Annotated in this window: 21 protein-coding genes; 11 read left to right on the top strand and 10 right to left on the bottom strand. The window is 72.9% G+C overall.

The genetic code is table 11. The features are described 5' to 3' along the window. Nucleotides 1-10: 10 nt before the first annotated feature. Both MLV88_RS08100 and MLV88_RS08095 read right to left on the bottom strand, forming a co-directional pair. A complete protein-coding gene (locus MLV88_RS08100; protein ID WP_242336507.1) occupies nucleotides 11-487 on the bottom strand; it encodes a hypothetical protein in 477 nt (158 codons plus the stop codon). A 74-nt stretch (nucleotides 488-561) separates the two neighbouring features. Continuing rightward, the gene (locus tag MLV88_RS08095) at nucleotides 562-780 is read right to left on the bottom strand and encodes a hypothetical protein (protein ID WP_242336510.1); all 219 of its coding nucleotides are present in this window, start codon (nucleotides 778-780) and stop codon (nucleotides 562-564) included. 129 nt (nucleotides 781-909) lie between these two features. Between MLV88_RS08095 and folD the strand changes: the two genes are divergently transcribed. The 6 genes from folD to gcvPB all read left to right on the top strand — a co-directional run bounded on the left by folD (nucleotide 910) and on the right by gcvPB (nucleotide 7,575). After that, entirely contained in the window at nucleotides 910-1,755 is an 846-nt protein-coding gene (gene folD / locus MLV88_RS08090) for a bifunctional methylenetetrahydrofolate dehydrogenase/methenyltetrahydrofolate cyclohydrolase FolD (RefSeq protein ID WP_242336513.1), read from the top strand. Then, nucleotides 1,752-2,888 (top strand): metallophosphoesterase, encoded by a 1,137-nt coding sequence (locus MLV88_RS08085; RefSeq protein ID WP_242336516.1) that lies wholly within the window; start codon nucleotides 1,752-1,754, stop codon nucleotides 2,886-2,888. The genes folD and MLV88_RS08085 overlap by 4 nt, the downstream gene beginning before the upstream one ends. Nucleotides 2,889-3,088: 200 nt before the next feature. Next, nucleotides 3,089-4,171 carry a glycine cleavage system aminomethyltransferase GcvT gene (gcvT, locus tag MLV88_RS08080; protein WP_243337270.1) on the top strand — a complete coding sequence of 361 codons (1,083 nt, stop codon included), beginning with the start codon at nucleotides 3,089-3,091 and terminating at the stop codon, nucleotides 4,169-4,171. A 17-nt stretch (nucleotides 4,172-4,188) separates the two neighbouring features. Continuing rightward, on the top strand, nucleotides 4,189-4,575 hold the full coding sequence (gene gcvH, locus MLV88_RS08075) for a glycine cleavage system protein GcvH (protein WP_242336522.1): 387 nt from the start codon (nucleotides 4,189-4,191) through the stop codon (nucleotides 4,573-4,575). 88 nt (nucleotides 4,576-4,663) lie between these two features. Then, nucleotides 4,664-6,001 (top strand): aminomethyl-transferring glycine dehydrogenase subunit GcvPA, encoded by a 1,338-nt coding sequence (gene gcvPA / locus MLV88_RS08070; protein ID WP_242360469.1) that lies wholly within the window; start codon nucleotides 4,664-4,666, stop codon nucleotides 5,999-6,001. Between the two features lie 2 nt (nucleotides 6,002-6,003). Continuing rightward, nucleotides 6,004-7,575, top strand: a complete 1,572-nt coding sequence (gcvPB, locus tag MLV88_RS08065; protein WP_242336528.1) for an aminomethyl-transferring glycine dehydrogenase subunit GcvPB — start codon at nucleotides 6,004-6,006, stop codon at nucleotides 7,573-7,575. 48 nt (nucleotides 7,576-7,623) lie between these two features. Here the strand turns inward: gcvPB and MLV88_RS08060 are convergent, their stop codons facing one another. From MLV88_RS08060 to MLV88_RS08050, 3 genes are all read right to left on the bottom strand, one after another. Beyond that, entirely contained in the window at nucleotides 7,624-8,106 is a 483-nt protein-coding gene (locus MLV88_RS08060) for a methylglyoxal synthase (RefSeq protein ID WP_242336531.1), read from the bottom strand. 78 nt (nucleotides 8,107-8,184) lie between these two features. After that, entirely contained in the window at nucleotides 8,185-9,297 is a 1,113-nt protein-coding gene (locus MLV88_RS24530) for a TonB family protein (RefSeq protein WP_242360468.1), read from the bottom strand. A gap of 151 nt (nucleotides 9,298-9,448) precedes the next feature. After that, nucleotides 9,449-10,669, bottom strand: coding sequence for an energy transducer TonB family protein (locus tag MLV88_RS08050; RefSeq protein ID WP_242336537.1), 1,221 nt, complete (start codon nucleotides 10,667-10,669; stop codon nucleotides 9,449-9,451). 115 nt (nucleotides 10,670-10,784) lie between these two features. Here MLV88_RS08050 and MLV88_RS08045 point away from each other — a divergent pair, with 115 nt between their 5' ends. Continuing rightward, a complete protein-coding gene (locus MLV88_RS08045) occupies nucleotides 10,785-12,701 on the top strand; it encodes a transglycosylase domain-containing protein (protein ID WP_243337267.1) in 1,917 nt (638 codons plus the stop codon). A gap of 63 nt (nucleotides 12,702-12,764) precedes the next feature. On the opposite strand, the gene MLV88_RS08040 is transcribed toward MLV88_RS08045, so the two are convergent. From MLV88_RS08040 to MLV88_RS08020, 5 genes are all read right to left on the bottom strand, one after another. Continuing rightward, on the bottom strand, nucleotides 12,765-13,889 hold the full coding sequence (locus MLV88_RS08040; protein WP_242336542.1) for a heparan-alpha-glucosaminide N-acetyltransferase domain-containing protein: 1,125 nt from the start codon (nucleotides 13,887-13,889) through the stop codon (nucleotides 12,765-12,767). Nucleotides 13,890-13,922: 33 nt separating this feature from the next. Further along, complete coding sequence (infA, locus tag MLV88_RS08035; protein WP_012097326.1) at nucleotides 13,923-14,144, bottom strand: translation initiation factor IF-1; 222 nt, start codon at nucleotides 14,142-14,144, stop codon at nucleotides 13,923-13,925. A gap of 93 nt (nucleotides 14,145-14,237) precedes the next feature. Further along, nucleotides 14,238-14,438 (bottom strand): cold-shock protein, encoded by a 201-nt coding sequence (locus MLV88_RS08030; RefSeq protein WP_242336545.1) that lies wholly within the window; start codon nucleotides 14,436-14,438, stop codon nucleotides 14,238-14,240. 179 nt (nucleotides 14,439-14,617) lie between these two features. Then, entirely contained in the window at nucleotides 14,618-15,034 is a 417-nt protein-coding gene (locus MLV88_RS08025) for a hypothetical protein (RefSeq protein ID WP_242336546.1), read from the bottom strand. A gap of 10 nt (nucleotides 15,035-15,044) precedes the next feature. After that, nucleotides 15,045-15,974: a hypothetical protein gene (locus MLV88_RS08020; protein ID WP_242336549.1), complete on the bottom strand. Its 930-nt coding sequence runs from the start codon at nucleotides 15,972-15,974 to the stop codon at nucleotides 15,045-15,047. A gap of 189 nt (nucleotides 15,975-16,163) precedes the next feature. Here MLV88_RS08020 and ruvX point away from each other — a divergent pair, with 189 nt between their 5' ends. From ruvX to MLV88_RS08000, 4 genes are all read left to right on the top strand, one after another. Next, a complete protein-coding gene (gene ruvX, locus MLV88_RS08015) occupies nucleotides 16,164-16,577 on the top strand; it encodes a Holliday junction resolvase RuvX (protein WP_242336552.1) in 414 nt (137 codons plus the stop codon). Next, a complete protein-coding gene (mltG, locus tag MLV88_RS08010) occupies nucleotides 16,574-17,611 on the top strand; it encodes an endolytic transglycosylase MltG (protein WP_243337265.1) in 1,038 nt (345 codons plus the stop codon). Before ruvX ends, mltG begins: the two co-directional genes overlap by 4 nt. Nucleotides 17,612-17,741: 130 nt before the next feature. Then, entirely contained in the window at nucleotides 17,742-19,814 is a 2,073-nt protein-coding gene (locus tag MLV88_RS08005; protein WP_242360461.1) for a PrkA family serine protein kinase, read from the top strand. A 44-nt stretch (nucleotides 19,815-19,858) separates the two neighbouring features. Continuing rightward, a complete protein-coding gene (locus MLV88_RS08000) occupies nucleotides 19,859-20,965 on the top strand; it encodes a DUF444 family protein (protein ID WP_242336561.1) in 1,107 nt (368 codons plus the stop codon). Nucleotides 20,966-20,971: the final 6 nt, after the last annotated feature.

The raw sequence follows: 20,971 nt of genomic DNA, 5'->3' as shown, positions 1-20,971 counted from the left end.
GGCTCTAATCCTAGGACTGCGACTCGTCCGGCGCGGCGTTCGACGGCGCGCCGAGCCCGAGACCGCACTCCGGGCACTCGGCCTCCTCCCCGCCGCGCACCGCGAACACGTGCCCGCAGGCCGGGCAGGTGAGGTCCCCGTCCTGGTCCAGATCCACGCCCGCCTGGCCCCGGGCCGCGGCCGCCGCGGCCTCGGGATCCTCGAGCAGCTCCGCCCAGTCCCTCCGCAGGAACTCCACCGCGCGCGGGGCCTCGTCCCGCGGCACGTACAGGTTCCAGAGCGGATGGGCGCGCTCCTCGGGGCGCGCCGGCGGGACCTTCTCCATCTCCGGCCCGAGCCCCTCGACCTCGAGGAGCGACATCATCTCGCGCACCGAGGCGTAGCCGGAGCGCGTGACCAGCGCGAGCCCTTCGGCGTCGGCCTCGCACGTGACGCAGTGGCCCGCGTCGTCGAGGGGCGTCGTGCACTTCTCGCACAGCTCTGCCATCGGCGGTTCTCCCGGAGCGCGTCGGCGCGCGACGGGATATTAGCCGGACCCGGTCGCGTTCGCCCCGTGCGCGATCAGCGCCGCGCCGGCCGCGCGGGGTTTCGCGGCGCGTGCTTCGCGACGGCGCGCGAGAGCGATCCCTGGGCCTGCGGCGCGGGCGCCGCCGCGGCGCGCTCGGGCGCGACGACGCGCGGCGGCTCGGCCTGGGTCACGGGCCCCTGCTCGCGGCCGGGGCCGGCCAGCACGGCGAGGGCGAGGAGCGCCGGAGCGAAGAGGAAGCGATACAGGGCCATGGTCGGCCTCCGGGGCGGCGTGCGAGCGGACCGAGGGATGACCCTGACGGTGGGGCGGGCCGGGCTCCGCGCCAAGCGGCCAGGATGGGGGCGCCGCTCCCGGCGGCCTTCGCTATACTGCCGAGCCCTATGATCATCGACGGTAAGCTCATCGCGGCGAAGGTGCGGAGTGAGGTCGCGGAGGCGGTTCGCGCGCTCGTGGCGGTCGGGATCGCCCCCGGCCTCGCGGTGGTGCGGGTCGGCGAAGACCCCGCCTCCGCCATCTACGTGCGCGGAAAGCGCAAGGACTGCGAGGAGGTCGGGATCCGCTCCGTGGAGCACCACCTCCCCGCCACGACGTCGCAGGCCGACCTGCTCGCGCTCGTCGGCCGGCTCAACGCCGACCCGACCATCCACGGCATCCTGGTCCAGCTCCCCCTCCCCAAGCACCTCGACGAGCGCACCGTCCTCGACGCGATCGATCCCCGCAAGGACGCGGACGGCTTCCACCCGTTCAACGTCGGCGCGCTCTCGATCGGCATCCCCGGCACGCCGCGCCCGTGCACCCCCGCCGGCGTGATGCGGCTCCTCGAGGAGGCCAAGGTGGACCCGAAGGGCAAGCGCGCCCTCGTCGTCGGCCGCTCCAACATCGTCGGCAAGCCCATGGCCGCGATGCTGCTCGAGAAGCACGCCACGGTGACGATCGCCCACTCGCGCACGCAGGATCTCGCCGGCGAGGTCGCCCGCGCCGACATCCTCGTCGCGGCCATCGGCAAGGCCGAGCTCGTCCGGGGTGACTGGGTCCGCGAGGGCGCGGTCGTGATCGACGTCGGCATGAACCGGCTCGAGGACGGGCGGCTCGTGGGCGACGTGGAGTACGCGGGGGCCGCGCGGCGCGCCTCCGCGATCACGCCCGTGCCGGGCGGCGTCGGGCCGATGACCCGCGCCATGCTGCTCGTCAACACGATCGACCTCGCGAGGGCGCGCGCGCGGTGATCCGGGCCCGGCTCGCCGCGGCGCTCGTCGCGCTCACGCTCGCGGCCGGCGGCTGCGGATCGAGCCCGACGTTCACCGTCCGCTCCGAGCGCGCGCGCCGGCCGGGGCCCGCCCCCGAGCTCGCCGGACCGTTCCTGCGCGTCCTCCACCTCGCCGACTTCGGGGACGGGACCGACCAGCAGCGCGAGGTCGCCCGCGCCGTGTCCTCGGCCCACCGGAGGTCGCCCTTCGCGCTCGCCCTCTTCCCGGGCGACGACGTCTACCCGTGCGGCCCGAGCACGACCGTGCCCGGGGCGTCCGCCTGCGCCTTCGGCGCCGACGGCAACACCCTCGCCCCCGGCTTCGCGGCGCCCGCGGACCCCGGGTTCGCTCGCCACGAGGGGCCGCTCTCGACCCTCGCCGGCACGCCGGCGGCGGAGGTCTACCTCGCGCTCGGCAACCACGACGTGGCGTCCGGCGGGAGCTGCAGCCAGGGCGGGGACCCCGTCGCCGAGGGTCGGCTCAAGGCCTGCCTCGAGGTCGCGCACCGGTCGCCGCTCTGGCAGATGCCGGCGCGGCACTACGCGCTCGATCGCGGCGCGGCCCGCTTCCTCGTGGTCGACACGAACCTCGTGAAGGGCGCGTACGGCGGGTTCGCGCTCGACGACGAGGTCGCCTTCGTGCGCGAGGAGGCGCCCGGCTGCCGGGCCGACGCCTGCGACGCGGAGCCCGGCGGCTGCGACAAGCCCTGGTGCTTCCTCGTCGGCCACCACCCGCCGGTCGCCGCCGGCGGGCACCGCACCGACGCGACGCCCGACTACCTCGCGCGGATGGACCGGCTCCTCGCCGCGGGCGGGGGACGCGTCCGCGCCTTCCTCGCCGGGCACGATCACGATCTCCAGCACCTCCGCGCGCCGAGCGGCCTCGACGTGCTCGTCTCGGGGAACGGAGCGCGGGGCCGCCCGTCGGAGCGGTTCGACACCGCGTCGGTCCCGGGCACCGAGGTGATCTTCGCGTCGGTGCGGTGGGGGTTCGGCGTGCTCGAGGTCGCGCGGGCGGGCTGGCGCTACCGCTTCGAGGACGACGGCGGCGCACCGCTCTACTGCTGCGCGGCCGTGGGCGCGGGACGCTGCGAGCCCGTCGCCTGCCCCTGATACGCCTCGAGTGCGAGCGCCGCGAGCGCGCCCGTTCCGGGGGGCGCGGGGCGCCTCCGCCATTCCTGCCTTGCGGACCCTTCGCGGGAGCGGTAGTCCAAGGGCGCGTCCCCGCGAGATCTTCCGCCGGTCCCGGCGCGCTTGACCCGACAGTCGACCCCGATAGAATCCGCCCGCCCTTCCGGTCCCCGAGGCGCCCCATGGCCCAGCGAACGCCCCTCTTCGAAACGCATGTCCGTTCCGGCGCGCGGATGGTGGACTTCGCCGGCTGGGAGATGCCCGTCCAGTACGCCGGCATCCTGGAGGAGCACGAGGCGGTCCGCACGCGCGTCGGCCTGTTCGACGTGTCGCACATGGGCGAGGTCGTGTTCCGCGGCCCGCGCGCCCTCGAGGCGCTGAACCGGCTCTTCACGAACGACCTCTCGAAGGTCGCGGACGGCCAGGCGCAGTACGGCTGCCTCTGCCGCGAGTCCGGCGGGATCGTCGACGACGTGGTCGTGTACCGCCGCGCGGCCGACGACCTGCTCGTGTGCGTGAACGCGGGCAACCGGCAGAAGGACTTCGACTGGCTGTCCGGCCACCCGGGCGGAGCGGACGTGAAGAACGAGTCCGACGACTGGGCCCAGCTCGCGCTGCAGGGGCCGCGCGCCGCGCAGCTCCTCCAGCGGCTCACGCCGCTCGATCTCATGCCCATCCGCTCCTACCGCTTCGCCCGGGGCGAGGTCGCGGGCGTGCCCTGCCTCGTCGCGCGCACGGGCTACACCGGCGAGGACGGCTTCGAGCTCTTCTGCCCCCCCGCCGCCGCGCCGCGCCTGTGGGACGCGCTCCTCGACGCAGGCCAGGCCGAGGGCATCCAGCCGTGCGGCCTCGGCGCGCGCGACTCGCTCCGGCTCGAGATGGCCTACCGGCTCTACGGCTCGGACATGGACGACGGCACGACGCCGCTCGAGGCCGGCCTGGGCTGGGTGGTGAAGCTCGACAAGGGCGAGTTCATCGGGCGCGACGCGCTCGTCCGCCAGAAGGAGCAGGGCCTCGCGCGGAAGCTCGTCGGCTTCGTGCTGACCGACGCGGGGATCGCGCGCCACGGGTATCCGGTGGTGCAGGACGGGCGGAAGGTCGGCGAGGTGACGAGCGGGACGAAGAGCCCGTCGCTCAAGACCTCGATCGGCCTCGCCTACGTCCCGCCGGCGCTCGCCGCGGAGGGCTCGACCTTCGGCGTCGAGATCCGCGGCCGCGCCGCCGCGGCGAAGGTCGTGAAGACGCCGTTCTACACGCGGAAGTGACCGAGGAGAGGGACGCCATGGAAATCCCCGACACCCTGAAGTACACGCGCGAGCACGAGTGGGCCCGGACGAAGGGCACGCAGGTCGTCATCGGGATCACCGACTTCGCCCAGGATCAGCTCGGCGACGTCGTGTTCGTGGAGCTGCCCGACGTCGGGGACACGGTGAAGAAGGGGGAGTCGTTCGGGGTCGTCGAGTCGACCAAGGCCGTCTCCGAGCTCTTCGCCCCGCTCTCCGGCAAGGTCGTCGAGGTCAACGACCCGCTGGCCGACGCGCCCGAGACGATCAACGACGATCCGTACGAGGAGGGCTGGATGATCGTCGTCGAGCCCTCCGATCCGAAGGAGCTCGAGGCGCTCATGGACGCGAAGGCGTACCGCGCGTTCGTCGAGGAGCAGGAGTAGGCGTCCGCCGCCCGGCGGGCGTCGTCACCGAGACATTCGCGGGCGGCCGTCCCGGGACGGGTTCGCGCGCGCCACAGGAGTCCGCGCCTTGCGCTACCACCCGCACACGCCCGAGGACGTCCGGGCGATGCTCGACGCCATCGGGGCGGAGAGCCTCGACGCCCTGTTCCGCTCGATCCCGGAGCGGCTGCGCCTCTCCCGCCCGCTCGACCTGCCGCCCGCGGCGGACGAGGTCACGCTCTTCTCCGAGCTCCGCGCGCTCGCCGCGCGCAACGACACCGCGCACCCGCCGTTCGTCGGCGCCGGCTGCTACCCGCACCACGTCCCGCCGGTCGTCGACCAGCTCCTGCTCCGCGGCGAGTTCTTCACCGCCTACACGCCGTACCAGCCGGAGGTCTCGCAGGGCACGCTGCAGGCGCTCTTCGAGTGGCAGACGTTCGTGTGCCTCCTCACCGGCATGGACGTCTCGAACGCCTCCATGTACGACGGCGCGACCGCGATGGCCGAGGCGGCCCTCATGGCCACGCGGGTGACGGGGCGCAGCAAGATCGTGGTCTCGGCCGCGGTCCACCCCGAGTACCGCAAGGTCCTCGCGACCTACCTGCGGTCCACGGGCGACGAGATCGCGACCGTGCCGTTCGGCCCGGACGGACGGACCGACCTCGCCGCGCTCGAGAAGGCGGTGGACGGCGGGACCGCCGCCGTCATCGTGGGCTACCCGAGCTTCCTCGGCGTCGTGGACGCGCTCCCGGAGGCCGCCGCCATCGCGAAGCGGGCCGGCGCGCTCACCATCTCCGTGACCGCCGAGGCGGTCGCGCTGGGCCTCCTCCAGGCGCCGGGCGCGCTCGGCGCCGACGTCGCGGTGGGGACCTTCCAGAGCTTCGGCAACCCGCTCGCCTTCGGCGGCCCTGCGCCGGGCTTCTTCGCGCTGCGCGAGCAGTTCGTCCGGCAGATGCCGGGCCGCGTCTGCGGCGCGACGGTGGACAAGCACGGCCGCCGCGGCTTCGTCCTCACCCTCTCCACGCGCGAGCAGCACATCCGGCGGGAGAAGGCGACCTCCAACATCTGCACGAACTCCGGCCTCAGCGCCCTCGCCGCGACGATCCACCTGTCGCTCCTCGGCAAGAAGGGCCTCACCGAGCTCGCGCGGCTCAACTTCACGCGCGCGCGGCTGCTGAAGGACGCGCTCGGGCGCGCCGGGATCTCCCCGGTGTTCTCCGCGCCGTCGTTCAACGAGCTGGCCTTCGACGTCGGGGACGCCGAGGCGGTGGTGGCGCGCCTCGCGAAGCGCGGCATCGCCGCCGGCGCGCCGCTCGCGCGCTGGTACCCGGAGCTCCGCGGGGCCAAGGGCGCGCTCCTCTGCGTCGCGACCGAGCTGCACACCCCCGAGCTCATCGAGCTCTTCGCGCAGGCGGTGAAGGGATAGCCATGGGAAACCCCACCGGCTGGAAGCCCAGCATGGAGAAGGACGCGAAGGTGACGGCGACGGCGCACGCGGAGGTCGGCGCGGGCGGCGCGACGCGCGGGCTCGTGCACGAGGAGCAGCTCCTGTTCGAGCGCGGCTCGACCGGCCGGAGCGGCGTGTCGCTGCCCGCTGCGGGCGGCGACTTCGACCCGGCCCGCGAGCTCCCGGCCGCGCTGCTGCGCGACGGCGTCGAGGGCATGCCGGAGGTCTCCGAGCTCGAGGTGGTCCGCCACTTCACGCGGATGTCCTCCTGGAACCACGGGATCGACACCGGCTTCTACCCGCTCGGCTCCTGCACCATGAAGTACAACCCGAGGTCGAGCGAGGCGCTCGCGCGCCTGCCGGGCTTCGCCAACGTGCATCCGCTCGCGCCCGCGGAGCTCGCGCAGGGGGCGCTCGAGCTCATGTACCGGCTCGAGCGGGCGCTCTCGGAGATCGCCGGCTTCGACCAGACGACGCTCGTCCCCGCGGCCGGGGCCCAGGGCGAGCTGTGCGGGCTCATGCTCATCCGCGCCTACCACCAGGCGCACGGCAACCCGCGCAAGAAGGTGCTCATCCCCGACACCGCGCACGGGACGAACCCGGCCTCCTCGGCGCTGAACGGCTACGACGTCGTGCAGCTCGCGTCGGGCGCGGACGGCCGGCTCCACCCGGAGACGGTCGCGGCGGCGATGGACGAGGACGTCGCCGCGATCATGATCACGAACCCCAACACGCTCGGGATCTTCGAGAGCAACATCGCGGAGATCGCCGAGATCGTGCACGCCAAGGGCGGCCTGGTGTACGGCGACGGCGCGAACATGAACGCGCTGCTCGGCGTCGCGCGCCCGGGCGACATGGGCTTCGACGTCATGCAGTACAACCTGCACAAGACGTTCGCGACGCCGCACGGCGGGGGCGGCCCGGGCTCCGGGCCCGTCGCGGTCAAGGCGAAGCTCGCGCCCTTCCTTCCCCTGCCCGTCGTCGTGAAGGAGGGCGAGCGGTACCGCCTCCTCGTCGAGCCGAAGGAGCGGCCGCAGACGATCGGGAAGCTCCGCGAGTTCTGGGGCAACTTCGGGATGTTCGTCCGCGCCTGGGCCCTCATCCGCGAGTACGGCCCGGAGGGCGTCGCCGAGACCGGGAAGCTCGCGGTGCTGAACGCCAACTACGTCCGCAAGCTCCTGCAGGGCACCTACAACCTCCCCTACGAGACGGACTCGCTCCACGAGGTGGTCTTCGACGACAAGCTGCAGAAGGTTCACGGCGTCACGACGATGGACGTCGCGAAGCGGCTCATCGACCACGGCTTCCATCCGCCCACGGTCTACTTCCCGCTCGTCGTCTCCGGCGCGCTCATGATCGAGCCGACGGAGACCGAGTCGAAGGAGACGCTCGAGCGCTTCTGCACCGCGATGAAGGCGATCGCCGAGGAGGCGCAGGCGGATCCCGAGGCGGTGAAGGCGGCGCCGACCCGGCCCTTCCGCGCCCGGCTCGACGAGACGCGCGCCGCCCGCAAGCCGATCCTGCGGTGGCGCCCCGGGATGAAGGTGGAGTGACGGCGGGCCGGCACCCCGCGGCCTCGGCCCGGGGTGCCCCGCCCGCGCTCAGTAACCGCGGGCCGCGCGCGAGCGCAGGTACGCCTCGCGGACCGCGGCGTGATCCTCGACGATCCGGTCGTACTCACCGTGGAACAGCTCGGAGGCGACGATGAAGTCGGCCGTCGACCGGTTGCAGGCGGTGGGGATGTTGTAGAGCACGGCGATGCGCAGGAGCGCCTTCACGTCCGGATCGTGGGGCTGCGGCTCGAGCGGATCCCAGAAGAAGATGAGCACGTCGAGCTCGCCGTCGGCGATCTTGGCGCCGACCTGCTGGTCGCCCCCGAGCGGCCCGCTCTTGAAGCGCGTGATCCGGAGATCCGTCGCGGCCTGCACCAGGCCGCCCGTCGTGCCGGTCGCGAACAGCCGGTGCTCCTTCAGCACCTCGCGGTTGTACTTCACCCACTCGAGGAGATCGTCCTTCCGGCTGTCGTGCGCGATGAGCACGACGTTCTTGACGCCTTCCATCTTGACGCGCTGCGGCTGATCCATCGGGGGGATATACCGCATCCGCCGCTCAGGAACATGGCGCGTCGGTGACATGACGGGCGCCCGGGCGAGCGGCCGCCCTCAGGGCCGAGGTGCGTCCGGCAGGGCGAACCTCGGCCGCGCGTCGTCCCAGGCGAGCTCGAAGCGCCACCGGGCGAGCAGGATCCGCCCGTCGGCGCCGACGAGCGCTCGCGGCGGGTTCGGGAAGGGCGAGGCGGCGCGGATCGCGCGCACGACCTCGCGATCGTAGAAGTCGAGGCCAGAGCTCGCCACGAGGCGCACGTCGCGGACGCCGCCCGCCGGCTCGAGCACGATGTCCACCGTCGTGCCGCGGGTCCGCCGGCCGTACCGCTGCGAGGCGGGGTCGCGCGCGTCCCAGGTCCGGTTCGGGTCCCACTCGCGCGCGATCGCACGTTTCACGCGCAGGAAGAACTCCGCGAAGCGGAACCGGCGGGTGTTGAGCCCCGTCGCGTCGCCCTCCTCCACGTCGTGGAGCCGTTCGCCCGGTCCGCCGGCGAGCCGCTCGAACGTGGACGCGGTCGGCAGCAGGCGCGGGTCGTAGGGTCCTGTGCTGCGCGCGCCACCCTCCCCGGCCGCCGCCGCGGGGGCGGCCTCGCGGGCTGCAGAGGCGGCGGAACCCGAGGGAGCTTCTCCGGCGGGCGCAGGCGCGAGCGCCGCCCGCGCGCGCGCGACCGCCTCGCCCGCGTCCGCGGAGCCCTCGCGGCCGGGCACGGGCGTCTCGGCGCTGCCGCCCTCTCCGTTCCGTGGGATCCCCTGGGCGCCCTCCGGGCCCGGGGTGGGCCGCGCGAGCGGGGTGTCCCAGCGCCGCTTCCCCGCCTCGCGAGACTGCACGTCGCGCGGCGCGCTGCCGTCGTGGTCGGAGAGGAACCGCCAGCGCTCTGGCGCGCGCCGATCCGCGGACGGGGGCGCCGCGACGACCTCGCCGCGGGGGTCGGGGCGCTCGTCCACCGCCGACGGCGGGCGGCGAGCGGGCTCGAGGGGCGTGGGCTGAGCGCGCTCCGCGGACACGAGCCGGTTCGCGCGCCAGCGCGCTGCGGACACCGCGGCCAGCCCGACCCGGGCGACGGCCTCCGCGCGGCGGGAGAGCGCGAACGCGCCCGCGGAGTGGATGGCGGCGAAGACCGCCGCGTTCAGGGCCACCGACGCGACGAGCGCGACGAGGGCGCGCCGCACCGGACGCTCGTGCGCAACGCGCGCAGCGCTGCGGTTCGCTGAGGTGTCCACGCGCCGTGGGAACACGGCGGCGTCGCCATTCCTGCCCGACCCCGCCGGCGCGTGCGACCGCTCCTCGCCCGCGCGCGTGCGCGGCCAGGCGGACGCCCGGTCACTGCTCCGGGCGCTCCCACATCACGAACGGCCGCCGATCGGACGGGTAGAGCGTGAAGGTGAACGGGACGCGGGTGGTCGGCTCGGAGCCGAACAACCCGCCGGGCGGGTTCGGGAACGGCTGGGCCTGCCGCACGGAGGCCATCGCGACGCGGTCGAAGAAGTCGACGTTGGACGACTGGAGCACGGACAGATCGGTCACGTGGCCGGAGCGATCGAGCGTGACGCTCACCACCACCGTCCGCTCCTTGTAGAAGAAGTGCTTGAACTCCGGGTCGCGCTCGCGAACGGCGGCGCGCACGCGCGGGTACCAGTCCGCGCCGATCTCGCGGCGCACCTGGTTGAAGAACGTGGCGTACTTGAACTCGCGGGTGTTGAGGGCGGTGACGTCGCCTTCCTCCGCCTCGCGGAACCCGTCCATGTTGGGCCCGCCCGCGAGCCGCGCGAGCGTGTCCTGCCCGAGCGACAGGTCGGGACGCTTCGGCCCCTGCAGCCGATCGGAGCCGTCCCCCGGCGCGCCCGGCAGCGCAGGCGAGGGCGCCCCCTGCTCGACGCGCTCCCTCCGCTGCTGCTCATGGAGCGGGGTCTCGCCTCCCGCGCTCGGCGCGAGGGCGAGCTTCTCCTGCGCCTGCTCGGGCTTCTGCTCCTGCTGCGGCATGCGCAGGCGATCCGCGCCCGTGCCTCGCTGGCCGGGCGCGCCCTCCTTCGCCTCGGTCTTTCGCTCCGCCTTGCCGCCCTCGCCCGACGCCTGGCGCCCCGGCGACGCAGGGGACGGCTGCGACCGCAGGTTCTGCGAATTGCCCGCGTAGCGCGAGACCGTCTCCTTCTCGACCCGCCGGTTCCGCTCGGACAGGAAGCGGCTGTCCTTGGGCGCCGCGTCCTCGCCCGGTGCGTCCGGGGCGAGCTCGACCACCTTGCCCGCCGCGCGCTGCTCCTCCGGGGGCGGCACGGGAGGCGCTTGCGGCGCGGGGGCCGCGCTGGGAGGCGGCGGAGGGCGGTTGCCGATGGCGCGGTTCGCGTCCCACTGCGACTGGGAGAGGTGCGTGAGCGCCACGGGTCGCGCCGGCCCCGGCGCGCGGAACGCGAACGCGCCGGCGGAGAGGAGCGCCCAGAGGAGCCCCGCGTTCGCGCCCAGCGAGAGCGCGATGGCGAGGAGCGTCCGGACCCCGAGACGGTCGCGGCGGATGCGTCGCCGGAGGCGTGTGCGGGACGGGGCCATGAGTTCCCGGGAGAATGTAACAGAGCACCTCTCCTTTTCCTCCCGCTCGCGTGCGTCCGTGCCGCCGGCTCCGTGGTTGACCTCCCGGCCGCGGGCCGGTAAACAGCGCGCGCCGATGCGCGCCGAGCGAGACATGCGGCCGTCGCCGGCCCGGCCTCCCGTCTGGGTACGGCGCGCGCTCCTCGCGGCGCTCGCCGCGCTGCTCGCCCTCTATGCGACCGTGCAGGGGGTCGTCCGGCTGCCAGCGGTGGACCGCTGGCTGCGCGAGCGCATCGGCGCGGAGCTGCGCGCGCGTCTCGGGACGGAGGTCACCGTCGCGCCCGGCGTGGCGATCGACCCGCTCTTCCGGGCGACCTTCGGCCCCGTCACCCTCCCCGGCGCGAGCCCGCGCGAGCCGCTCGTCCGGATCGAGCGCATCGCCGCGCGTCCGAGCCTCCTCGGGCTGCTGCGAGGCCGGCTGGAGCCCGCCTCCATCGCGCTCTCCGGCGTCCGGGTCTCCGTCGGTCCGCGCGGGCGCGCGCTCCGCGCGCTCCTCGAGCGGCGGCAGCGTCCGGGAACGGCCGAGCCAGCCCCGCCCGCCGCGCCGCGCCCGCGCCCCTCGGCGCGGTCGGCGCTCCCGTCCGTCCACGTGCGCGGGCTCGTCGTGGTGCTCCCCCTCGAGCGCGGTCAGGTGGAGCTGGGCCCGGTGGACGCCGAGCTCGGCGGCGCGCGCGACGCCGCCGGCGCGTCGTTCACGCTCGCGCTGCGCCTGCCCGGCGGCGGCACCGGCCAGGTCACCGCGCAGACCACCGCCGACGACCGCTGGCGCGCCCACGTCCGGCTCGGACACCTCTCGCCGGCGCTCCTCCCGCCCGCGCTGCGCGCCGGCCCCGCGACCTTGAGCGACGGCGCCGTGGCGCTCGAGCTCGACGCCGAGTCGGACGAGGGCTTCTCGCACGTCGAGGCACGGCTGCGCGCCTCGGGTGAGCGGCTGTTCGCGTCCGGCGAGCGGGTCGGGGACGAGCCGCTCGGCCCGTTCCGGCTCGGCGCAGAGGGGACCGTCACCTGGGACGCAGCGGAGCGTCGGGTCGCGTTCCGGGACGGCGTCCTCTCGCTCGGCGCCGACCTGCGCGTCGGCGTGACGGCCGAGGCCCGGCTCGGCTCGGGGGTGCCGTTCACGGCCTCGCTGCACGCGGATCGCGCCGACTGGACCGCCTTCGTCGAGGCGCTGCCACCGGGTCTCGCCCCGCCTCCCGAGGCGCCGCGCGCGCGCGGCACGTTCGACGCGCACCTCGACGTCTCCGGCCCGCTCCTCGCTCCCGCCGCCTGGACCGTCGGGGCCGGGCTCGACCTCACGCGGATGCGCGAGGCCTCGCGCAAGGGAGAGCCCGTCGCGCTGCGCCGCCCCTTCCCCTACCAGCCGGTGAACGGCGAGGGAGAGCGCGGCCGCGCGTTCGAGATCGGCCCGCGCACCCCGACCTTCGTCCCGATCGCGGACCTCCCCGAGCACGTCATCCGGGCGGTCACCACGAGCGAGGACGGGGGCTTCTTCGGCCACCCCGGCTTCGACTTCGCCGAGCTGGCCGACGCGTTCGCGCGCGGCGCCGAGGAGGGACGCGTCGTCCGGGGCGGCTCGACCATCACGCAGCAGCTCGCGAAGAACCTCTACCTCTCGCGGGAGAAGACGCTCGCGCGCAAGATCCGCGAGGCGGCCATCACGGTCGCGCTCGAGGCGACCGTCCCGAAGGCGCGCCTCCTCGAGATCTACCTGAACCTCGTCGAGTGGGGGCCGGGCGTGTACGGCATCGGGGCGGCCGCGCAGCACTGGTTCGGCAAGGACGCCCGCGCGCTCACCGCGAAGGAGGCCGCGTTCCTCGCCTCCATCATCCCGAACCCGATCCGCTACCACGGCATGCGCGCCCGGGGCAGCCCGAGCGACGCGTGGGAGCAGCGGGTCGAGGACATCCTGCACAAGATGACCGAGCAGGGCGCGCTCTCGGACGAGGACCTGCTCCGAGCGCTGTCCGAGCCGATCGTCTTCCGCGAGGGCTGACGCGCCGCCCGCCCGGCGCGCGCCACCGCGCGACGGGCTCGCGCCCTGCGGCGCGCGGCCCGATCAGGCGCCCACGCCGCGGAGCGTCCCCGCGCCGCGCTGCCCGCCCGTTCGTCTCCGGGCCCGGTAGCGCTCCCACGCGAGCGAGATGGCCCACGTGACCGCGACCATCGCGACGATGCCGAAGACGGTCGCGGGGAAGGAGAGCGCGCGCTTCACCCGCCACGCGAGCGCGCCGTACGTGAGCTCGACCGAGACGATGTACCCGACGAGCGACTGCCGCCCGAGCAGGGTCAGCCAGCCCAGCCCGCGCTCCGCCGCGTCCGGCAGGAGCTGGAGCGCGCCGGTGAGGGCGAGGCACACCGCGAGCCGCATGGCGAACCACGAGGGCGAGGTCCGCCAGAACTGCTGGTACGCGTAGACGGGGGCCCAGCGGTCCGCCCACCACCCGAGCGCGAAGAGCGCCGCGCCGAGCCCGAGCCAGAGCACCGGCCGCTTGTCACCGCGCGCGAGCGGCGCGGCGGCGGCGCCCGCGAGGAGGAAGCCCGCCCAGTTGAACAGGTGAAAGTTCGCGCGCGGCCAGCTTCCGTAGAGATACGCGAAGAGGACGTCCACGAGCCTGCTCGGCGCCTGCCGCGCGGCCGGGTCCGCCGCGGCCGCAGCCGAGGGGAGATCGTAGTGGCGCAGCACCTCGGCGACGACGGGCGTGGCCAGCGCGATCGCGAGCGCCGCTGCGCCGGCCAGGAGCGCGCCCACCCGGGCCGATCTGCCGACGGAGAGGAGGGCCGAGAGGAGGAGCCCGACCGCGATGACGTTCAGGACGTCCACGCGCAGGAGATCCGTCCAGCCCCCCTCGCGCCGCCAGGCTCCGCCGACGACCAGCTCGACGGCGCGGAACCCGTACGCGACCCCGAGCAGCCAGAGCGCACGCCGGACCGCGGAGGCGCGGCGGGCGGCGGGGGCGATCCCCTTCCGCACGGCGGCGGCGTCCGCCAGGGCCTGCGAGAGACCCGCCATGTACAGGAAGCCGGGGGCGGCGAAGCCGCCGAGCATGCGGAGCGCGTGGTACGCGGCGCCGCTGCGCGCGTCGGGCGCGAGCCAGGCGTCGAGCACGTGCACCTCGACCATGAACAGCACGGCGAGGCCGCGCTGCCAGTCGAGCCAGAGCTTGCGTCGGGAGGGCGTCATCGGGCACCGCGCGGCGCGGCGCCGCCGCGCCGGTCACTTGTCGCGGTAGGTGATGCGTCCGCGCGTGAGGTCGTACGGCGACAGCTCGAGCTTGACCCGGTCGCCCGGGATGATGCGGATGTGGAACTTCTTCATCTTCCCCGAGGCGTACGCGAGCACGGTCGGGCCCTGGTCCACCTTGACGCGATACATGCCGCCGGCGAGGGCCTCCTCGACCGTCCCCTGCACCTCGATGCCGGCTTCCTTCTCGCTCATTCAGTCCCTTCTCGTTCGTTGCCGCGGCCCGCGCCAGAAGCGCGAGCGGCCCCGGTGACCCGAGGCCGCTCGATCGTCGCAGGAGGCCCGGTCTTACTGCCTCCGGACGTTGGCTGCCTGAAGCCCCTTGGGGCCCTGGGTCACGTCGAACTCGACGCGCTCACCCTCCTTCAGGGTGCGAAACCCGTCCATCTCGATGGCGCTGTGGTGGACGAAGACGTCCTCCCCGCCCTCCTGCGAGATGAACCCGTAGCCCTTCGCGTCGTTGAACCACTTCACGGTGCCGATCGCCATCGCTTCTCTTCCTTCGTCCTGTCACCGGACCGACCGTCGGTCCGGGCGGCAGGGTGGCGCGGACCCCCCAGCCTGGGCGCGAAATATCCCCGAAACACCCGCGAATCGTCAAGCGAACGCGCTCCGGATCCGCCGCCAGGAAGTGGACTCTGGAGGTCCCGGGGCGGAGGGGCCGCCCTTCACTGCGAGAGCGCGCCCAGCAGCGCCGTGGCCCGCTCCCCCACCTCGACGTCGCTGGCGACCGCGCGCAGCTCCGCGCACGCCTCCGCCCTGTCGGCACCCGGCGTCGCGAGCAGGCTCTCGGCGCGCGTCAGCCGGACGAACGGATCGGCCGGGGCGAGCTTCGTCGCCACCTCGGCGCAGAACCGCGCGGCGAGCGGCTGGCCGAGGCGCCTGTGCGCCTGGGAGAGGAGCGCCCACGCGCCGGCGTCCTCGTGGTTCGTGACGACGAGCCCTTCGAGGATCGCGCGCGCGGTCTCCACCCGTCCCGCCTCGAGCTCCGCCTCCGCGAGGCAGGCGATGGCGTCGCCGACGTCCGGCGGGATCCCCTGCAGCTCCGCGAGCGTCCCCTGCTCCGTTCCCTCGATGACGTTCATGGCGCGGCTCCTAGCGGAGGTTCCCGATGATGGAAGACCGGGTCTCGTGCTGCATGCGGAAGATCGAGGACACGAGGTTGAACATCTCCTTCTGCTTCTCCTGGAGCTGCTGGAGCTTCATGAGCTCGAGCTGCTGCTCGCTCTGGGAGAGCGCGCTCTCGCCGTCCGCCGTGCTCGACGACCCCGACGCGGTTGAGCCTCCGCTCGACGACTTCATCTCGGCGTCGAGGGCCTTCGCGAGGTCGACGGCGCCGCTCGCGAGGTCGGGCCCGATCTTCATGAGCACCGGCGCGAGCGCGGGGAACCCGAGGGCGGTGGCGCCCGCCGCGAGCACCGGCCCGCCGAGCTTCTTCAGCGCGGCCTGGAAGGTCTTGTCCTTCAGGATGTCGACGAGCTGGCCCGCGCCGGGGACGATCTTCTTCACCACCGACGCGAGCGCGCCGAAGATCCCGCCCTTCTTCTTCTTCGTCCCGGAGGTCCCGCCCGTGGACCCGGACTTGCTCGCGGAGGACGACCTGCCCGCGAGGACGTCCATGTGCTGCTTCATCTCCTCCTCGTACCGGGCGTTGAGCTGCGCGAGGAGGCGCATCAGCTTCTCCTCGAGCGAGAGCCTGGGGTCGTCGAGGAAGGCGAACGGGTCGCCGGCCGTCGTCTTCGAGGACGACGACCTCGACGACGCGGTGGAGCTGGACGTCTTCTTCGCGTAGCCCGCGCTCGAGGAGCGCGAGGCGGTGGAGCGCCGCGCGGCGGAGCTCCTCGTGCGCTTCGCCTTCGTGGTCCGGGCGGCCTGGGGGACCAGGGTCTCGATCGCGAGCTCGGCGAGGCCGCGCACGGCGGCGCCGGCCGCGGCGTGCAGCGAGGAGGACCGCGCCTCCTCCAGCGGTGGGGTCAAGACGGGCGCGGCGGACGGGGCGGAGCCGGAGCTGGCGGCGGAGATCATGTGTGAGATCCTTTCCTGGGGCCGGCGAGGTCAGGAGCGCGCCGGCGTCGCCCCCCACAGCGCGGCGCGTGCCACCCCGCTGCGCCGTGGTTCCGCGCACTTCCACGCACCTCGCGGGTCCGCGCCGCGTTCCCCTCGGCCGCGCTCCGGCCTTTACGGCACGCCCGGTCGGCGCCTAGATTCCGCGCGATGCGCTACCTCGGCCTGGACCTGGGCCGCGCCCGGATCGGCCTCGCCCTCGCCGACGACGTGCTCCGCACTGCGCGGCCGCTCTCCGTCGTCCAGCACCGATCGCGCGAGGCCGACCTCTCCGCCATCCTCGCCGCCATGCGGGAGTGGGAGGTCGAGGCCGCGGTCGTCGGGCTCCCGCTCAACATGGACGGGACCGAAGGACCGGAGGCCCGCCACGCGCGGGCGTTCGCCGCGGAGCTCGGGCGCGCGGCCGGCGTGCCGGTCGAGCTCTTCGACGAGCGGCTCTCCTCGTTCGAGGCCGAGTCGAGGCTGCGCGACCAGGGGTTCTCGTCGCGGGACGTCCGCGCGCGCGTCGACGCCGAGGCGGCGGCGATCATCCTGCAGGGCTGGCTCGATCGGAGGCAGGCTTGAAGCGGTTCGTCCTCGCCGTCGTCCTCGTCGCGCTCGTCGCCGCCGCCGCGATGGCGGCCCTCGCCTGGCGCGACGTGACCGTCTTCCGCGAGACGCCGTACGGCGGCCCCGACGAGAAGGTCGTCGTGGTGCCCCCCGGCTCGAGCGCGCGCGCCGTGATCCGCGCGCTGGCGCAGGCGGGCGTGCTCTCCGACGAGCGGGTGGCGTGGCGCTATTTTCGGTTCGTGAAGCGGGACCGGCGCACCTTCCGCGCCGGCGAGTACGCGTTCGCGGGGCCGCTCCGGCCCGACGAGGTCATCGAGCGCGTCTTCCGAGGCGAGGTGAAGCTGTACCGGTTCACCGTGCCCGAGGGGCTCCGCGCCGAGGAGATCGCGGCGATCGTGGCCCGCAGCGGGCTGGCGAGCGAGGCCGAGTTCCTCGCCGTGGCACGCGACCCGGCGGTCGCGCGGGCGCTGGGCGTGCCGTACGCCAGCCTGGAAGGGTTCCTCTTCCCCGATACGTACAGCTTCGCGAGGGGGTCCTCGGCGCGCGCCATCGCCGAGGCGATGGTCGCTCGCTTCGACGACGAGTACCGGAAGGCGCACGCGCTCCGGGCCCCCGGGATCGCGCTCGACGAGGGGCGCGTCGCGACGCTCGCCTCCATCGTCGAGAAGGAGACCGGACGCGTGGACGAGCGGCCGCGGATCGCGTGCGTGTTCCTGAACCGGCTGCGCATCGGGATGCCGCTCCAGACGGACCCCACCGTGATGTACGCGACGATGCTCCGGACGGGGCGATGGTCGAAGAACATCACCCGCGCGGACCTCCTCACGCCCCATCCGTACAACACGTACACGACCGCGGGCCTGCCCCCCGGGCCGATCGCCAGCGCGGGAGCCGCAGCGCTCCGCGCGGTCCTCGCGCCCGCGCAGTGCAAGGATCTCTACTTCGTCTCGCGCAACGACGGCTCGCACGTCTTCTGCCCCGACCTCGCCTGCCACAACGCGGCCGTGCAGCGCTGGCAGGTGGAGTTCTTCAAGCGCGGCGCGCGCTGAGCGCGCGCGGCCGCTCCCCACCCGGGAGTCCTCGGCGCGCGCGGGGCCCTGCGTCTCTGCAGCGCGCCTCGCCGGACCTTATGCTCCCTTGAGCCGCCGCAACTCGGGCGGCGCAAGCTCGAGGGCACGCATGCGAGACGTCCGAGAAGTGACGCAGACGGGCTGGGTGTCGCGGATCGCCGCGCTCCAGGATCGCGAGGGGTACTCGGAGCAGCACTGGGAGGGCTCCTTCGAGGAGTACCTCGCCATCGTGCGGCAGAACCCGAAGGTCACGCGGACCGCGTTCCAGCGCGTCTACGACATGATCCTGTCGCACGGGAAGACCGAGTACATCGACAACAAGAAGAAGCTCATCCGCTACGACTTCTTCACCGACCCCATGTTCGGCGGGAAGGACGCGATCTACGGGCTCGACATCCCGCTCATGAAGCTCGTGAACGTCTTCAAGAGCGCGGCGCAGATGTACGGGACGGAGAAGCGCGTCATCCTCCTGCACGGCCCGGTCGGCTCGTCCAAGTCGACCATCGCGCGCCTGCTCAAGAAGGGGCTCGAGGCGTACTCCAGGAGCCCGGAGGGCGCGGTCTACACCTACGCGTGGGACATCGAGCGCACGAACCTCGACGGGGTGAAGCGCCGCGAGCTCATGCCCTGCCCGATGCACGAGGAGCCGCTGCACCTCGTGCCCCACGAGTGGCGCGCGAAGGTCTACGCGGAGCTCTCCCCGCCGGAGGCTGGCTTCACCATCCCGGACACGGGCGACCTCTGCCCGGCCTGCCGCTTCGTCTTCAAGGAGCTGATGACGGAGTACAAGGGCGACTGGGAGAAGGTGATGACGCACGTGCGCGTGCGGCGGCTCATCCTCTCCGAGAAGGATCGCGTCGGCGTCGGCACGTTCCAGCCGAAGGACGAGAAGAACCAGGACTCGACCGAGCTCACCGGCGACATCAACTACCGGAAGATCGCCGAGTACGGCTCCGACTCGGATCCGCGCGCGTTCAACTTCGACGGTGAGTTCAACATCGCGAACCGCGGCATCATCGAGTTCGTCGAGATCCTGAAGCTCGACGTGGCGTTCCTCTACGACCTCCTCGGCGCCACGCAGGAGCACAAGATCAAGCCGAAGAAGTTCCCCCAGACCGACATCGACGAGGTCATCGTCGGCCACACGAACGAGCCCGAGTACAAGAAGCTCCAGTCGAACGAGTTCATGGAGGCGCTGCGGGATCGCACCGTCAAGATCGACATCCCGTACATCTCGCGCCTCGACGAGGAGGTGAAGATCTACGAGCGCGACTACAACAGCCACAAGATCCGGGGCAAGCACATCGCCCCGCACACGCTCGAGATGGCCGCGATGTGGGGCGTGCTCACCCGGCTGGAAGAGCCGAAGAAGCACAACCTCACCCTCGTCCAGAAGCTGAAGCTCTACAACGGCAAGTCGCTGCCGAACTTCACCGAGGACAACATCAAGGAGCTCCGCAAGGAGGCGCAGCGCGAGGGCATGGAGGGCATCAGCCCGCGCTACGTGCAGGACAAGATCTCGAACGCGCTCGTCTCCGACAAGGGCGACGGCTGCGTGAACCCGTTCATGGTGCTGAACGAGCTCGAGTCCGGCCTGCGGCAGCACTCGCTCATCTCCTCCGAGGAGCAGCGCAAGCGCTTCCGGGACCTCCTCACCGACGTGAAGCGCGAGTACGAGGACGTCGTGAAGAACGAGGTCCAGCGCGCGATCAGCGCCGACGAGGACGCGATCACGAAGCTGTGCGCGAACTACATCGACAACATCAAGGCGTACACGCAGCGCGAGAAGGTCCGCAACAAGTACACGGGCCAGTACGAGGAGCCCGACGAGCGGCTGATGCGCTCGATCGAGGAGAAGATCGACATCGCGGACAGCCGGAAGGACGACTTCCGCCGCGAGATCATGAACTACATCGGCGCGCTCGCGATCGAGGGGAAGACCTTCAACTACCGCACGAACGAGCGGCTCCACAAGGCGCTCGAGCTGAAGCTCTTCGAGGACCAGAAGGACTCGATCAAGCTGAAGAACCTGGTCGCCTCGGTGGTGGACCGCGACACGCAGGAGAAGATCGACGTCGTGAAGCAGCGCCTCATCAAGAACTACGGCTACTGCGAGGTCTGCTCCACCGACGTCCTCAACTACGTCGCCTCGATCTTCGCGCGCGGCGACGCGAAGGACTAGCCAGCAGCGGGGCCCGGAGCGCGGGCGAGGAGCGTGGTCGGCGCATGACACTCAAGATCAAGCAGGACCACGCCCGCTTCCGCGACATCATCCGCGGCCGCATCAAGCGGAACCTGAAGAAGTACGTCCAGAAGGGAGAGATGATCGGCAAGAAGGGGAAGGAGTTCATCACCATCCCCGTCCCGACCATCGACATCCCCCACTTCGTGTTCGGCGAGCGGTCGCAGGGCGGGGTGGGCCAGGGCGAGGGCGAGCCGGGCGATCCGCTCTCGCCCGGGGACGGGCAGCCCGGCTCCGGGCAGGCCGGCCAGGGCGAGGGGCAGCACATCCTCGAGGTGGACGTCTCGCTCGAGGAGCTCGCCGACATCCTCGGCGAGGAGCTCTCCCTCCCCCGCATCCAGCCGAAGGGCAAGGACCGGATCGTCGCGACGAAGCTCAAGTACACGGGCGTCGCGCCGGCCGGGCCCGAGTCGCTGCGCCACTTCAAGCGCACCTACAAGCAGGCGCTGCGGCGGCAGATCGCGAGCGGCTCGTACAACTGGCGGAAGCCGCTCATCGTCCCGGTGCGCGAGGACCGGCGCTACCGGAGCTGGAAGCAGGTGCCGCTCCCGGAGACGAACGCCGTCGTCATCTACATGATGGACGTGTCGGGATCGATGGGCGACGAGCAGAAGGAGATCGTCCGCATCGAGTCCTTCTGGATCGACACCTGGCTGCGCAAGCACTACAAGGGCCTCGAGACCCGCTACATCATCCACGACGCCGTCGCGCGCGAGGTCGACCGCGACACGTTCTTCCACACGCGCGAGTCGGGCGGGACGATGATCTCGTCCGCGTACAAGCTCGCGCTGGAGATGATCGAGAGCGAGTACTCGCCGGGGAGCTGGAACGTCTACCCCTTCCACTTCTCCGACGGAGACAACTGGAGCGCGGACGACACCCGGCTCTGCGTGGACCTGCTCCAGAACCGCATCCTGCCCGCCGTGAACCTGTTCGCGTACGGGCAGGTCGAGAGCCCGTACGGCTCCGGCCAGTTCATCAAGGACCTGAAGGACGCCATCGGCGCGCACGACAACGTGGCGCTCTCGGAGATCGCCGACAAGGACGGGATCTACGGCTCCATCAAGACGTTCCTCGGGACCGGGAACTAGGGGACG

Source organism: Anaeromyxobacter soli (assembly GCF_022808855.1).
Taxonomy (GTDB): Bacteria; Myxococcota; Myxococcia; order Myxococcales; family Anaeromyxobacteraceae; genus Anaeromyxobacter; species Anaeromyxobacter soli.
This window is presented reverse-complemented; position numbering and strand designations above follow the sequence as displayed.

Bases quoted from the DNA above. Each gene is read 5' to 3' on its own strand.
- MLV88_RS08100 (WP_242336507.1), bottom strand. From the start codon at position 487: ATGGCAGAGCTGTGCGAGAAGTGCACGACGCCCCTCGACGACGCGGGC.
- MLV88_RS08095 (WP_242336510.1), bottom strand. From the start codon at position 780: ATGGCCCTGTATCGCTTCCTCTTCGCTCCGGCGCTCCTCGCCCTCGCC.
- folD (WP_242336513.1), top strand. From the start codon at position 910: ATGATCATCGACGGTAAGCTCATCGCGGCGAAGGTGCGGAGTGAGGTC.
- gcvT (WP_243337270.1), top strand. From the start codon at position 3,089: ATGGCCCAGCGAACGCCCCTCTTCGAAACGCATGTCCGTTCCGGCGCG.
- gcvH (WP_242336522.1), top strand. From the start codon at position 4,189: ATGGAAATCCCCGACACCCTGAAGTACACGCGCGAGCACGAGTGGGCC.
- gcvPB (WP_242336528.1), top strand. From the start codon at position 6,004: ATGGGAAACCCCACCGGCTGGAAGCCCAGCATGGAGAAGGACGCGAAG.
- MLV88_RS08060 (WP_242336531.1), bottom strand. From the start codon at position 8,106: ATGGATCAGCCGCAGCGCGTCAAGATGGAAGGCGTCAAGAACGTCGTG.
- MLV88_RS08050 (WP_242336537.1), bottom strand. From the start codon at position 10,669: ATGGCCCCGTCCCGCACACGCCTCCGGCGACGCATCCGCCGCGACCGT.
- MLV88_RS08045 (WP_243337267.1), top strand. From the start codon at position 10,785: ATGCGCGCCGAGCGAGACATGCGGCCGTCGCCGGCCCGGCCTCCCGTC.
- MLV88_RS08040 (WP_242336542.1), bottom strand. From the start codon at position 13,889: ATGACGCCCTCCCGACGCAAGCTCTGGCTCGACTGGCAGCGCGGCCTC.
- infA (WP_012097326.1), bottom strand. From the start codon at position 14,144: ATGAGCGAGAAGGAAGCCGGCATCGAGGTGCAGGGGACGGTCGAGGAG.
- MLV88_RS08030 (WP_242336545.1), bottom strand. From the start codon at position 14,438: ATGGCGATCGGCACCGTGAAGTGGTTCAACGACGCGAAGGGCTACGGG.
- MLV88_RS08025 (WP_242336546.1), bottom strand. From the start codon at position 15,034: ATGAACGTCATCGAGGGAACGGAGCAGGGGACGCTCGCGGAGCTGCAG.
- MLV88_RS08020 (WP_242336549.1), bottom strand. From the start codon at position 15,974: ATGATCTCCGCCGCCAGCTCCGGCTCCGCCCCGTCCGCCGCGCCCGTC.
- ruvX (WP_242336552.1), top strand. From the start codon at position 16,164: ATGCGCTACCTCGGCCTGGACCTGGGCCGCGCCCGGATCGGCCTCGCC.
- MLV88_RS08005 (WP_242360461.1), top strand. From the start codon at position 17,742: ATGCGAGACGTCCGAGAAGTGACGCAGACGGGCTGGGTGTCGCGGATC.
- MLV88_RS08000 (WP_242336561.1), top strand. From the start codon at position 19,859: ATGACACTCAAGATCAAGCAGGACCACGCCCGCTTCCGCGACATCATC.